This window comes from Streptomyces sp. B8-7, assembly GCF_058833805.1.
Genome location: NZ_JBYRRL010000003.1, coordinates 797,355 through 809,979, shown reverse-complemented (window position 1 = coordinate 809,979; position 12,625 = coordinate 797,355). Strand labels below are relative to the sequence as shown.

General features: G+C 72.6%; 9 protein-coding genes and 1 pseudogene. 5 read left to right on the top strand and 5 right to left on the bottom strand.

The genetic code is table 11. The features are described 5' to 3' along the window. Positions 1 to 4 precede the first annotated feature (4 nt). Complete coding sequence (locus AC5K6T_RS18710) at positions 5 to 2,518, bottom strand: DEAD/DEAH box helicase (RefSeq protein WP_493210450.1); 2,514 nt, start codon at positions 2,516 to 2,518, stop codon at positions 5 to 7. 145 nt (positions 2,519 to 2,663) lie between these two features. On the opposite strand from AC5K6T_RS18710, the gene AC5K6T_RS18705 reads away from it, so the two are divergent. After that, positions 2,664 to 3,458, top strand: a complete 795-nt coding sequence (locus AC5K6T_RS18705; protein ID WP_493210448.1) for a metal-dependent hydrolase — start codon at positions 2,664 to 2,666, stop codon at positions 3,456 to 3,458. Positions 3,459 to 3,523: 65 nt separating this feature from the next. On the opposite strand, the gene AC5K6T_RS18700 is transcribed toward AC5K6T_RS18705, so the two are convergent. From AC5K6T_RS18700 to AC5K6T_RS18690, 3 genes and pseudogenes are all read right to left on the bottom strand, one after another. After that, the gene (locus AC5K6T_RS18700) at positions 3,524 to 3,787 is read right to left on the bottom strand and encodes a type B 50S ribosomal protein L31 (protein ID WP_493210446.1); all 264 of its coding nucleotides are present in this window, start codon (positions 3,785 to 3,787) and stop codon (positions 3,524 to 3,526) included. Between the two features lie 69 nt (positions 3,788 to 3,856). Then, the gene (locus tag AC5K6T_RS18695; RefSeq protein WP_493210444.1) at positions 3,857 to 4,321 is read right to left on the bottom strand and encodes a DUF5709 domain-containing protein; all 465 of its coding nucleotides are present in this window, start codon (positions 4,319 to 4,321) and stop codon (positions 3,857 to 3,859) included. A gap of 606 nt (positions 4,322 to 4,927) precedes the next feature. After that, a pseudogene (locus AC5K6T_RS18690) lies at positions 4,928 to 5,356 on the bottom strand (MarR family winged helix-turn-helix transcriptional regulator); the annotation flags it as partial. 124 nt (positions 5,357 to 5,480) lie between these two features. On the opposite strand from AC5K6T_RS18690, the gene AC5K6T_RS18685 reads away from it, so the two are divergent. Together AC5K6T_RS18685 and mltG are read left to right on the top strand one after the other, a co-directional pair. Next, the gene (locus AC5K6T_RS18685) at positions 5,481 to 7,289 is read left to right on the top strand and encodes an ABC transporter ATP-binding protein (RefSeq protein WP_493210442.1); all 1,809 of its coding nucleotides are present in this window, start codon (positions 5,481 to 5,483) and stop codon (positions 7,287 to 7,289) included. A 43-nt stretch (positions 7,290 to 7,332) separates the two neighbouring features. Beyond that, positions 7,333 to 8,208 (top strand): endolytic transglycosylase MltG, encoded by an 876-nt coding sequence (gene mltG, locus AC5K6T_RS18680; RefSeq protein ID WP_493210440.1) that lies wholly within the window; start codon positions 7,333 to 7,335, stop codon positions 8,206 to 8,208. A gap of 84 nt (positions 8,209 to 8,292) precedes the next feature. On the opposite strand, the gene AC5K6T_RS18675 is transcribed toward mltG, so the two are convergent. Beyond that, positions 8,293 to 9,360, bottom strand: a complete 1,068-nt coding sequence (locus AC5K6T_RS18675; RefSeq protein ID WP_493210859.1) for an NAD(P)-binding domain-containing protein — start codon at positions 9,358 to 9,360, stop codon at positions 8,293 to 8,295. 209 nt (positions 9,361 to 9,569) lie between these two features. On the opposite strand from AC5K6T_RS18675, the gene AC5K6T_RS18670 reads away from it, so the two are divergent. Both AC5K6T_RS18670 and AC5K6T_RS18665 read left to right on the top strand, forming a co-directional pair. Continuing rightward, positions 9,570 to 9,992 (top strand): secondary thiamine-phosphate synthase enzyme YjbQ, encoded by a 423-nt coding sequence (locus AC5K6T_RS18670; protein ID WP_493210439.1) that lies wholly within the window; start codon positions 9,570 to 9,572, stop codon positions 9,990 to 9,992. A gap of 326 nt (positions 9,993 to 10,318) precedes the next feature. Beyond that, positions 10,319 to 12,481: a SpoIIE family protein phosphatase gene (locus tag AC5K6T_RS18665; RefSeq protein WP_493210438.1), complete on the top strand. Its 2,163-nt coding sequence runs from the start codon at positions 10,319 to 10,321 to the stop codon at positions 12,479 to 12,481. Positions 12,482 to 12,625: the final 144 nt, after the last annotated feature.

The window sequence follows — 12,625 nt, the reverse complement described above, 5'->3', positions numbered from 1 at the left end:
GTTCTCACAGCTGACCGACGTCCGTCACCCGGACCACCGCGCGGCCCTCCGCGTCGGAGGCGGCAAGGTCGATCTCGGCGCTGATGCCCCAGTCGTGGTCCCCGGCGGGGTCGTCGAAGATCTGCCGGACGCGCCACAGGCCGTTCTGCGGCTCCTCTTCGATGACGAGCAGCTTCGGACCACGGGCGTTCGGGCCGGTGCCGAGGTCGTCGTACTCGTCCCAGTAGCGGTCCATGGCCTCGCCCCACGCGTCCGCGTCCCAGCCGGATCCGGCGTCCAGATCGCCGAGCTCGTCCACCTGGTCCAGGGCGGCCAGCTCCACACGCCGGAAGAGGGCGTTGCGGACCAGCACCCGGAAGGCGCGCGCGTTGCTGGTGACCGGCTTGACCTGGTCGGCCTTCTCCTGCGCCTCCTCGGCCGTCATCTCCTCCGGGTTCGCGAGCTGCTCCCACTCGTCCAGCAGGCTGGAGTCGACCTGCCGGACCATCTCGCCCAGCCACTCCACCAGATCCTGGAGGTCCTCGGACTTCAGGTCGTCGGGCACGGTGTGGTCCAGGGCCTTGTAGGCGCCGGCGAGGTAGCGCAGCACGATGCCCTCGGTACGGGCCAGCTCGTAGAACGACACGAGTTCCGTGAAGGACAGGGCCCGCTCGTACATGTCCCTGATGACGGACTTCGGCGACAGCGGATGGTCACCGACCCACGGGTGGCTCCTGCGGTACGTGTCGTAGGCGTGGAAGAGCAGTTCCTCCAGCGGCTTCGGGTAGGTGACGTCCTGCAGGCGCTCCATGCGCTCCTCGTACTCGACGCCGTCGGCCTTCATCGCGGCCACGGCCTCGCCGCGGGCCTTGTTCTGCTGGGCGGCCAGGATCTGACGCGGGTCGTCCAGGGTGGACTCCACCACCGAGACCATGTCCAGGGCGTAGGACGGCGACTCGGGGTCCAGGAGTTCGAAGGCGGCCAGGGCGAACGTGGACAGCGGCTGGTTGAGCGCGAAGTCCTGCTGGAGGTCGACCGTGAGCCGGACGATCCGGCCCTCGGTGTCGGGTGCGTCGAGCTTCTCGACGATCCCGCCGTCCAGCAGCGAGCGGTAGATCGCGATCGCCCGCCGGATGTGACGCAGCTGCTGCCGGCGCGGCTCGTGGTTGTCCTCCAGCAGATGCCGCATGGCCTCGAACGCGTTGCCGGGACGCGCGATCACCGACAGCAGCATGGTGTGCGTGACCCGGAACCGGGAGGTCAGCGGCTCCGGCTGGGAGGCGATCAGCTTCTCGAAGGTGTCCTCGCTCCAGGCCACGAAACCCTCGGGCGCCTTCTTGCGCACCACCTTGCGGCGCTTCTTCGGGTCGTCGCCCGCCTTGGCGAGTGCCTTGTCGTTCTCGATCACATGCTCCGGGGCCTGGGCCACCACGAAGCCCGCCGTGTCGAACCCGGCGCGTCCGGCCCGGCCGGCGATCTGGTGGAACTCCCGGGCCCGCAGTGTGCGCACCCGGCTCCCGTCGTACTTGGTGAGAGCCGTGAACAGCACTGTCCGGATGGGCACGTTGACTCCCACACCGAGGGTGTCGGTGCCGCAGATCACCTTCAGCAGACCGGCCTGCGCGAGCTTCTCCACCAGCCGCCGGTACTTGGGCAGCATGCCGGCGTGGTGCACTCCGATGCCGTGCCGCACATAGCGGGAGAGGTTGCGGCCGAACTTGGTGGTGAAGCGGAAGTTGCCGATCAGCCCGGCGATCTGATCCTTCTCCTCCCGCGAGCACATGTTGATGCTCATCAGCGCCTGAGCCCGCTCCACGGCCTGAGCCTGGGTGAAGTGCACGATGTACACCGGCGCCTGCCGGGTCTGCAGCAGCTCGGTGAGTGTCTCCGTCAGCGGCGTGCGCCGGTACTCGTAGGACAGGGGCACGGGGCGGGTGGCGGAACGCACCACCGAGGTGGGGCGTCCGGTGCGCCGGGTGAGGTCCTTCTCGAACATCGAGACGTCGCCGAGTGTCGCGGACATCAGGATGAACTGCGCCTGCGGCAGTTCGAGGATCGGGATCTGCCAGGCCCAGCCGCGGTCGGCCTCGGCGTAGAAGTGGAACTCGTCCATGACGACCTGGCCGACATCGGCGTCCTTGCCGTCGCGCAGCGCGATCGAGGCCAGGATCTCCGCGGTGCAGCAGATGACCGGGGCGTCCGCGTTGACGGACGCGTCGCCGGTGAGCATCCCGACGTTCTCGGTGCCGAAGATCTTGCACAGTTCGAAGAACTTCTCCGACACCAGTGCCTTGATCGGAGCGGTGTAGAAAGTGACCTCGTCGCGGGCCAGCGCGGCGAAGTGGGCACCGGCCGCGATCATGCTCTTGCCGGAGCCGGTGGGCGTCGACACGATCACGTTCGCGCCGGACACCACCTCGATCAGCGCCTCTTCCTGATGGGGATAGAGCGTGAGACCTCGCTCCTGGGTCCAGGACTCGAAGGCTTCGTACAGGGCGTCGGGGTCGGCGGTCGGCGGGAGCTGATCGATGAGGGTCACGCCCCCATCTTGCCTGGCCTGTGGCCCCAGCGGGGAATCGGATGCCTGCGTGAAGATCGGGACCGCTACGCTGTGGCGCCGACGTGGCGTCAGCCCACGCGGTCAACAGGACAGCGACACACGAGGAACGGGGCGGGAACCGGCGATGATGGGACCAGCACACTCACTGTCGGGGGCGGCGGCCTGGCTCGGCGTCGGGGCGGCGGCCGCCGCGGCCGGAGCACCGATGCCGTGGCCGGTGCTCCTCGTCGGCTCCCTGATCTGCGCCGGAGCGGCCCTCGCCCCGGACCTCGACCACAAGGCCGCCACCATCTCGCGCGCCTTCGGTCCGCTGTCGCGCGGCCTGTGCGAGATCGTGGACAAGCTCTCCTACGCGGTCTACAAGGCCACCCGGAAGCCGGGCGACACGCGCCGCTCGGGCGGGCACCGCACCCTGACGCACACCTGGCTGTGGGCGGTGCTGATCGGGGCGTCCTTCTCGGTGCTGGCGATCACCGGCGGTCGCTGGGCGGTGCTGGGGATCCTCTTCGTGCACATGGTGCTGGCGATCGAGGGACTGCTGTGGCGTGCGGCCCGGGGATCGAGCAGCGACGTGCTGGTATGGCTGCTGGCCGCGACCAGCGCCTGGATCCTCGCCGGAGTGCTCGACAAGCCGGGCAGCGGTGCGGACTGGCTGTTCACCGAGCCCGGCCAGGAGTACCTGTGGCTGGGCCTGCCCGTGGTCCTCGGCGCGCTCGTGCACGACATCGGGGACGCCCTGACCGTTTCGGGATGCCCGATCCTGTGGCCGATCCCGCTGGGCCGCAAGCGCTGGTACCCGCTCGGGCCGCCCAAGGGCATGCGGTTCCGTGCCGGCAGCTGGGTGGAGCTGAAGGTGCTGATGCCGGCCTTCATGGTGCTCGGCGGAGTAGGAGGGGTCGTCGCGCTCAACGTCCTCTGAGGCGTCCGGGCGGCCTGCGCACCTGCGCGGGCGCCGGGCGACAGCGCGTGGGGCGCGCAGGGGACTCAGCCGGTGCGGCCGGGCGTGCCGTCGCCGTAGCGCCGCTCGAAGCGGGCGATCCTGCCCTCGGCATCGACGGTGCGGGCCCTGCCGGTGTAGAAGGGGTGGCTCTCGGACGAGATCTCCACGTCCACCACCGGGTAGGTCGCGCCGTCGTCCCATTCGATGGTCTGGTCGCTGGACGCCGTGGACCGGGTGAGGAAGGCGTACCCGGCGGCGCGGTCGCGGAAGACGACGGGCCGGTAGTCGGGGTGCTGGTCCTGCGGCATGAGGCCTCCTGGTCCGGTGGGGCTGGTCCGGTGGGCTGGTCCGGTGGGGCAGTGGGGTCGCGGGGAGGGTCAGCCGGACAGCTCCTCGTCGACGATGTGCACGGCCGCCTCCTCGGCGGAGGCCGCCGCACCGTCGATGCCCACGTCCGTGGCGACGAGCGCGCTCTCCTCGTCCTCGTGGACACCCTCGTCGGGAGCCACGAGGCGGCCCGAGCGCACCGCGCCGACCTCGCTGTCCAGAGGCTCTCCGTCGGTGTCGCGGTCGCCGATGCCGTCCCCGTCCGGCGCGGCAACGTCCGGCACCTCCTCGGCCAGCCGCTGCTCCAGGCTCTCCCCCTGCGTCCGCTCGGCCGCCGTCACACCCGAGTGCTCCACGGCCCACGGACGCTCCGGAGGGGACCAGCCGCGGTCGAGAGGGTCGCCGACACCGTCGTTCATCAGGGTGTCCTCGGCATCGAGCAGACCCGCGTCGTCCTGCACGTCCGACCCGTCGGGCTGATAGACGTCGTCTCCCCATCCGTCGGCGCTGTTCACGAGTACCTCCAGTGGGTGGGCACGGTGCCGTTCACACCTCGGGCCGCGGGGCGTCGTCGCCGCGCGGGGCGCGGCCCCGAGCCGTCACCGCGTCACCTGGCCCGCGGACTTCTCCGGAGCCGGTTCCGCCTTCCAGCCTTCCACTGTTCTTCGCGACCGCGCAACGCCACAGGGGCAGCGGCGGTACCTGGCACAGGCCGCGGCGCCCTCCCCGCTCCGCGCGACCCCCGTTCTCCCCGGCACCCGCCGTCTCCGAGTCCCGCGACGGTCTCCCGCACGCCCTGCGCCCCGCTGCGGCCGGCCACCACGACGCCGAACCCGTTCCGGTGATCAGCCGCCCGAACGCGCTTCGGCCCTCGCAGGCGTGCTCACCGCTCCACCGACACCCCGACCGAGCCGGGCCGGTCAGCCGCCGTGCCCGGCCTCGCCGTGCCCGGCGCCGGACACACCCCGGTGCCCGCCGGCCGGCCCACCGCCCCGGGCGTCACCGGGCCCGCCCCCGTCGCGGGCGCCTCCGCCATGGGCGTCGTCGTGCGCGGCACCCGCACGGGCGGCGCCGTGCACACCCTCGGTCCGGGCACCACCGGGCGCCCCTCCGCCCGCGCAGCCGTCCATCAGGACGTCCAGCAGCCCTCCCAGCGCCGCGCGCTGCTCCTGGGTCAGCGGAGCGAGGATCTCCTCGGCCGCCGACCGTCGGGCCTGCCGCAGTTCGCGCAGGGCCTCGCGTCCCTCCTCGGTGACCTCGATCCGGATGACGCGGCGGTTGGCCGGGTCGGGAACACGGCGCACCCTGCCGCTCGCCTCCAGCCCGTCGACCAGGGTCGTCACCGCGCGCGGCACCACTTCCAGCCGCTCGGCGAGATCGGCCATCCGCGGCGGGGAGCCGAAGTGCGCCAGTGTGCGCAGGAGGCGCGACTGGGCTGGAGTGATACCGAGGTCGCGGCATTCCAGATGCCGCTTCTGGATGCGATGCACCCGGCGGGTGAGCCGCAGCAGCTGTTCGGCGAGCAGGCCCTCGGGGTCGGGGGAGGTCATGCAGGAACAATATCAGGACAACATTCATTGTGAGCATAGGTAACAATGAGCTATGATCCGTCAGTCACCGTAGGCATCCGTCCCGTGAGCACGGCCGCCGGCCCCCTTCCCTCCGTAGGAGCCCATGCATCCCGACCATGAAGCCGCCTGGAAGCCGCCCGCCGACGCCGCGGCGCAGCCCCGGCAGGTGCGCCGCATCCTGTCCCTCTTCCGCCCCTACCGCGGCCGGCTGACCGTGGTGGGCCTGCTCGTGGGCGCCTCCTCGCTGGTGTCCGTCGCGACCCCCTTCCTGCTGAAGGCGATCCTCGACACGGCGATCCCCGAGCAGCGCACCGGTCTGCTCACCCTGCTGGCCCTGGGCATGATCCTCAGTGCCGTACTCACCAGCGTCTTCGGTGTCCTGCAGACGCTGATCTCGACGACCGTCGGCCAGCGCGTGATGCACGACCTGCGCACCGCCGTCTACGGCCGCCTCCAGCGGATGTCCCTCGCGTTCTTCACCCGCACGCGCACCGGTGAGGTGCAGTCGCGCATCGCCAACGACATCGGCGGCATGCAGGCGACGGTCACCTCCACGGCCACCTCGCTGGTCTCCAACTTGACCGGTGTCGTCGCCACCGTCGTGGCCATGCTCGCCCTCGACTGGCGGCTCACGGTCGTCTCGCTGGTTCTGCTGCCGGTGTTCGTGTGGATCAGCCGCCGGGTCGGCGACGAACGCAAGAGGATCACCGGTGAGCGGCAGAAGCAGATGGCTGCGATGGCCGCCACCGTCACCGAGTCGCTGTCCGTCAGCGGCATCCTGCTGGGGCGCACGATGGGCCGCTCGGAGTCGCTGACCAGGGCGTTCTCCGAGGAGTCCGAGCGCCTGGTCGGGCTGGAGGTCCGCTCCAGCATGGCGGGTCGCTGGCGGATGGCCGTGATCACGATCGTGATGGCCGCGATGCCCGCTGTCATCTACTGGACGGCCGGCCTCGCCCTGCACCTGGGTGGCCCCGGTGTCTCCCTCGGCACGATCGTGGCCTTCGTCTCGCTGCAGCAGGGCCTGTTCCGGCCCACGGTGAGCCTGCTCGGCACCGGGGTGCAGATCCAGACCTCGCTGGCGTTGTTCCAGCGCATCTTCGAGTACCTGGACCTGCCGGTCGACATCACCGAACGCGACCGTCCCGTCCACCTCGACCACGTCAGGGGAGAAGTCCGTTTCGAGGACGTGGAGTTCCGCTACGACGGGGAGGACACCGGCCGCCCGGTCCTGGACGGCATCGACATCGCCGTCCCGCCGGGCGGCAGCCTCGCACTGGTCGGCCCCACCGGTGCGGGCAAGTCCACCCTGGGCTACCTGGTGCCGAGGCTCTACGACGTGACGGGCGGCCGGGTCACCATCGACGGGGTCGACGTGCGCGACCTCGACTTCGCCACCCTCGCCCGGGCGGTGGGGGTCGTCTCGCAGGAGACGTACCTCTTCCACGCCTCGGTCGCCGACAACCTCCGCTTCGCCAAGCCCGACGCCACCGACGAGGAACTGCACGCGGCGGCGAAGGCGGCGCAGATCCACGACCACATCGCGTCCCTGCCCGACGGGTACGACACGGTCGTCGGCGAGCGGGGCCACCGCTTCTCCGGCGGCGAGAAACAGCGTCTCGCCCTCGCCCGCACCATCCTGCGCGACCCGCCCGTGCTGATCCTCGACGAGGCCACCAGCGCGCTGGACACGCGGACCGAGAGCGCGGTGCAGGAGGCCATCGACGCGCTCTCGGCCGGCCGTACGACGCTCACGATCGCGCACCGCCTGTCCACCATTCGGGGCGCCGACCGGATCGTGGTCCTGGACTCCGGCCGCGCGGTCGAACAGGGCACGCACGAGGACCTCTTGCGGCTCGACGGACGGTACGCCGCACTGGTGCGAGGGGACGCCCGACTGGCGCCGACAAGATGACGATATGCCGGGTTTGCGGTGAATAGCGGGTTACCGTGCCCGCATGCAGACGAACACTCCGCCACGGAGCACGATCCGACTGACGCGCCGGGGCCGCATCGCCCTCATCGCGACCGGGGCCGTCGTGGCCGGCACCGCCGTGGCGGTGCCGCTGCTGACCCTCGAAGAGAAACCGGAGCCCAAGCCCGCCACCCTGGTGATCCCCGAGGGCTGGCGCGCCGGCCAGGTCTACGAGGCCGTGGACAAGGCCCTCGGACTGCCCGCGGGCAGCACCAGGAAGGCGCTGCCCAAGGCCCGTCTCAAGCTGCCCAACGACGCGGAGGGCAACCCGGAGGGCTATCTCTTCCCGGCGACCTACCCGCTGCCGGAGAAGAAGACGACGCCCGAGGCGCTGCTGGCGTACATGGTCGACACGGCGAACAAGAAGTTCAACGGTGCGCCCGTCTCGGCCGGCGCCCAGCGCAACGCGATGAACGTCTACCAGGCCGTCACCATCGCCAGCATCGTCCAGGCCGAGGCCGCCACGAAGGCGGACATGGGCAAGGTGGCCCGGGTGATCTTCAACCGGCTGGAGCGCGGCATGCCGCTGCAGATGGACTCCACCCTCAACTACGCGCTCGGCCGCTCCACCCTGAACACCACCCTGTCCGACACCCGCCTGGACAGCCCCTACAACTCCTACCGGCGCATGGGGCTGCCGCCGACCCCGATCGACAACCCGGGGGAGGACGCCGTGCGGGCCGCGATCACCCCCACCCCGGGCGACTGGCTGTACTTCGTCACGGTCAAGCCCGGCGACACCCGCTTCACCGCCGACTACGCCGAACACCAGCGCAACGTGGCGGAGTTCAACGCGCAGCAGAAGCAGCAGAAGCAGCAGAAGCAGCAGCAGAAGACGAGCGCCCAGGCGAAGCCCTGACCCGATGGCCCGGCCGCGGGCGGGACGGCCCCGGGGGCCGGGCGGCCGGCACCCCCGCGGTCCGGCGCGTCTCCGGGCGGTGCGTCACGCGGCGACCGCCTCCCCGGCCAGCAGCCGCCGGATGTCCCGTACGGCGGCCCGCCCGGCCCGGTTGGCGCCGACGGTGCTCGCCGACGGGCCGTAGCCGACGAGATGGACGCGCGGATCGGCGGCCGCGCGCGTGCCCTCCATCCGGATGCCGCCGCCCGGCTCACGCAGCCGCAGCGGGGCCAGATGGTCGATCGCGGCCCGGAACCCGGTCGCCCACAGGATGACGTCGGCCGCCACATGCCGTCCGTCGTCCCAGGCCACACCGTCCGGCGTGATCCGGTCGAACATCGGCTCGCGTCGCAGGACCCCGTCCCGCAGTCCCGCGCGGACCGCGTCGTTCAGCGGCAGCCCGGTCACCGACACCACACTGCGCGGCGGCAGCCCCTGCCGCACCCGGTCCGCCACGAGTGCCACCGCGGCCCGGCCCGCGTTCTCGTCGAACGGGCCGTCACGGAAGACGGGCGGACGCCGGGTGACCCAGGTGGTGGCGGCCGCGTAGGGGGCGATCTCCAGCAGATGCTGGGTGCCGGACGCGCCCCCGCCCACCACCACGACCCGCTGTCCGGCGAACGCGAGGGGGCCCGGGTACCGCGCGGTGTGCAACTGCCGCCCCCGGAAGGCCTCCTGCCCGGGATAGTGCGGCCAGAACGGCCGGTCCCAGGTGCCGGTGGCGTTGATCAGCGCACGGGCCTCCCAGACCCCGCCCGAGGTCTCGACGCGCAGCCTTCCTCCCCCGCCCTCCCGGACCGCGTGCACCTCGACCGGCCGCCGTACGCGCAGGTCGAAGGTCTGTTCGTACGCGGTGAAGTACTCGGAGACCACCGCCGCGGACGGCCGGCGCGGGTCGGCGCCCGTCAGCTCCATGCCCGGCAGCGCGTGCAGGCCGTGCACCTTGCCGTACGTGAGCGAGGGCCACCGGAACTGCCAGGCGCCGCCCGGACCGGGGGAGCGGTCCACCACCACGAAGCCGCTTCCCGGTTCCAGACCGGCGCGGCGGAGGTGATAGGCGCTGGACAGGCCCGCCTGTCCGGCACCGATGACGGCGACCTCGACCTCACGCATGTGGTTCACGCTTCTACCAACCGTGGCGGGGCTGCCGGTCTTCCCGCCGGGGACCCGCGCCACCCGCCCCGTGCCGCGAGCCCGTCCCCCGTTCCCCCCGCTCCCCGTTCCGGTGGCCGGGGAGCCCGTCCCCGGCCACCGAACCGGAGTCCGCGACGAGAACGTCCGGTGCGGGCCAGGACGGCCGTGCATGGGCCAGGATGGAGGGCATGCCAGACGCCTTCACCACCCGAGTGCTGCACGTCGCCTCCGGCTCCGTGGAGCGGATCGTCGACCTCACCGACGACTGCCGTGCCTTCCTCGCGGAAGCGGCCGGCGGCCGGGACGGCCTGCTCAACGTGTTCGTGCCGCACGCGACCGCCGGGGTCGCCGTCATCGAGACCGGCGCGGGCAGCGACGACGACCTCCTCGCCGCCCTGCGCACCCTGCTGCCCGCGGACGACCGCTGGCGTCACCGCCATGGCAGTCCGGGGCACGGGCGGGACCACGTCCTGCCCGCCCTCGTGCCCCCGCACGCCACCCTGCCGGTCGTCGGCGGCCGCCTCGACCTCGGCACCTGGCAGTCGGTGTGCCTGGTCGACACGAACAAGGACAACCCCGAGCGCCGGGTGCGGCTGAGCTTCCTGGGCTGACGGGCGGGCCGGAGGCGGGCCGCCGGACTCCGGCCCGTCCGGACTCCCCGTGGCCCGCGCGGACGCCGGGTGGCCCGCGCGGGCCCGGTGGAACCCGTGCGCCCCGGGCGCCCCGTGCGCCTCGGGCGCCGGGGTCCCGGGGGGTGAGCACGGCTCCGCCGGCGGCGCGGAGTCCCTCACTGTGCGTGTCCGCCGCGCGATCCGCTGCTGTGGGCGAAGCGACTCCCGGTGGTATTCAATGGGATGTGCGGTGGGGGATCTCGGGGCCCCGTCGCAGGGTCCGAGTACGGCCCCGGCGCTGCGCCGGGGATTGCCGAGGGAGCCGCATGGACTCCACACCCTCTCCCTCGTCCTCGTCGCCCTTCGAGCTGGTCAGCGGCGCCCTGGGGCGCTACATCCCGCGCGGCGCGCGCGCAGCCGCCGGCGGTCCCGCCGACGCGCGGGACGAACGCACCACCCAGCTGCGCGAGCCCGACGACCAGGCGGCCGGCCGCCACGATCAGATCCTCGGCGCGGTCAACCTGGACAGGAACCTGAGAATCACCCGCCGCAACCTGGACGCCCCCGTGTTCGCGGGACTGGAGGCGGCGACCGGAAGCCTGTTCGCCGATCTCCTGCCCCCCGGGGACGTACCGACGGTCACCCGGCGGTTGCGGCAGGTCCTGGAGACCGGCGAGGCGCACGTCGCCCGGATCCAGCGCCTGCGCCGCCGCGACGGGTCGGAGCTCGTGGTCTCGCTGAGCATCCTGCCCGCCGCGGAGCCGGAGGACGGTCTCACCCTCTCGCTGATCGCCATGGCCAGGAGACTGCACCTGTACGCCGCCGAGACCGCGATCGGGACCTCGCTGGACATCGGCGAGACCGCGCAGTCGCTTGCGGAGTCGCTACTGGCCTGGGGAGACGTCGCCGCCGTCGACCTCGACTTCGCCGTGTGGACGGGCGAAGGAGTCACCGAGCAGGCGCAGGGCCGCATCCGGCTGCGGCGAGCGGCGCTGGTGCCGGACCGGGCCTGGCCCGAGGGCTACGTGACTCCGGGGGACGACCTGCCCGGCGACGCCAGTCGCCTGCTGGCCCAGGCGGTGCGGCGGGACGACGCCCCGCAGACCATCGTCATTCCCGACCGGGACACCATCGAGCGGGTGCTCGGCAGCCCGCGCGTGGTGCGCGCCCTGGTACCCGGTGACCGGTCGGCCGGTGTGGCCTGCATCCCGCTGGTCCTGGACGGCTCGCCGCCCGTCGTCCTGGGCGTGGCGGAGGTCTGGCGGCGGGCGGACCGCCCCTTCCGCGACAGCGAGCTGCTCGACCTGCAGGAACTGGTGGCCAGGACCGCCCACCACGTCGATCTGGCCCGCCAGCACCAGCGCGAGCACACGCAGGTACTGGCCCTGCAGCGCCGGCTGCTGCCCCGCACCGGCGGCGACACCGTCGAGATCGCCAGTGTGTACCAGCCCGCCACCCCCGACAGCGCGGGCGTCGGGGGCGACTGGGTGAACAGTTTTCCGCTGGCGGACGGCCGGACCGCGTTGGTGGTCGGCGACGTCGTCGGGCACGGGCTGGGAGCCACGGCGACCATGGGCCAGCTGAGCATGGAGGCCCGCGCGCTGCTGTCCGCGGGGCTGGCGCCCGACGAGGTGCTGGAGCACCTGGACGAGACCGTGACGCTGCTGGACGACACGGAGGCCGGGCTGACGGCCGGCTACAGCGCTCTCGGGTCGACCTGCTGCATCGCCCTCTACGACCCGGTCAACCATCGGGTGGCCCTGTCGAGCGCCGGGCACCTGCCCCCGGTCCTGGTCTCCCCGGACGGGCGCGCGGGCCCGCTCGCGATCCGACCCCACCCCGGTCTGGGCGCCGAGTTCGCGCTGCGGGAGCCGTTCGACGTGCACACGTTCGAGGCGCCTCCCGGTGCTCTCCTCGCGCTCTACACGGACGGCCTGGTGGAGGATCCGGCCCTGCCGATCGACGAGGGCATCGGCAGGCTGGCGGAGGCCGTGTCCGCGGTGCACCCCTGGGACGCCCTGCAGCAGGCCGCCCGGCGCGTCGTCGCCGCGCTGGCTCCGGCGCGTCAGCGCGACGACGTCACCCTGCTGCTCGCCCGCATGATCGGGTACCGCAACGAGGACACCGCGACCTGGCGGCTCCCCGCCCGCAGGGACGCGCCCGCCCGGGCCCGCTCCCAGGTCTCCGCGCTGCTGCGGCAGTGGCAGGTCAGGGACGACACCCGGTGCACCGTGTCTCTCCTGGTCAGCGAGCTGGTCACGAACGCCGTGCGCTATGCCACCGGCCCCGTCACGGTACGGCTGATCAGGTCCGGTCACGGCCTGCTGTGCGAGGTGGGCGACACCGGCAACGGCAGGCCGCGTCTGGGCCGGGGCGGCCTCCTCGACGACGACGGTCGTGGCCTGCGTGTGGTGCACAGGCTCACCACCCGGTGGGGGGTGCGGTGGACGGAGACCGGCAAGGTGGTCTGGGCGGACGTCGCGAGGTGACCCGGCTGCCGTCCGGGGCGCGCGGCCGGAGCGGTCCGGCGTACTGATCCCGCTGGAGTGCCAGGGGAGCGGTCAGGGCCGGTGGCGGCGCGCCGCCACCGGCCACCGGTGCCACCGGCCACCGGTGCCACCGGCCACCGGTGC

What these genes read in the sequence shown, in the direction of transcription:
- AC5K6T_RS18705 (WP_493210448.1), top strand. Translation starts at nt 2,664, where the DNA reads ATGATGGGACCAGCACACTCACTGTCGGGGGCGGCGGCCTGGCTCGGC.
- AC5K6T_RS18700 (WP_493210446.1), bottom strand. Translation starts at nt 3,787, where the DNA reads ATGCCGCAGGACCAGCACCCCGACTACCGGCCCGTCGTCTTCCGCGAC.
- AC5K6T_RS18685 (WP_493210442.1), top strand. Translation starts at nt 5,481, where the DNA reads ATGCATCCCGACCATGAAGCCGCCTGGAAGCCGCCCGCCGACGCCGCG.
- mltG (WP_493210440.1), top strand. Translation starts at nt 7,333, where the DNA reads ATGCAGACGAACACTCCGCCACGGAGCACGATCCGACTGACGCGCCGG.
- AC5K6T_RS18675 (WP_493210859.1), bottom strand. Translation starts at nt 9,360, where the DNA reads ATGCGTGAGGTCGAGGTCGCCGTCATCGGTGCCGGACAGGCGGGCCTG.
- AC5K6T_RS18670 (WP_493210439.1), top strand. Translation starts at nt 9,570, where the DNA reads ATGCCAGACGCCTTCACCACCCGAGTGCTGCACGTCGCCTCCGGCTCC.
- AC5K6T_RS18665 (WP_493210438.1), top strand. Translation starts at nt 10,319, where the DNA reads ATGGACTCCACACCCTCTCCCTCGTCCTCGTCGCCCTTCGAGCTGGTC.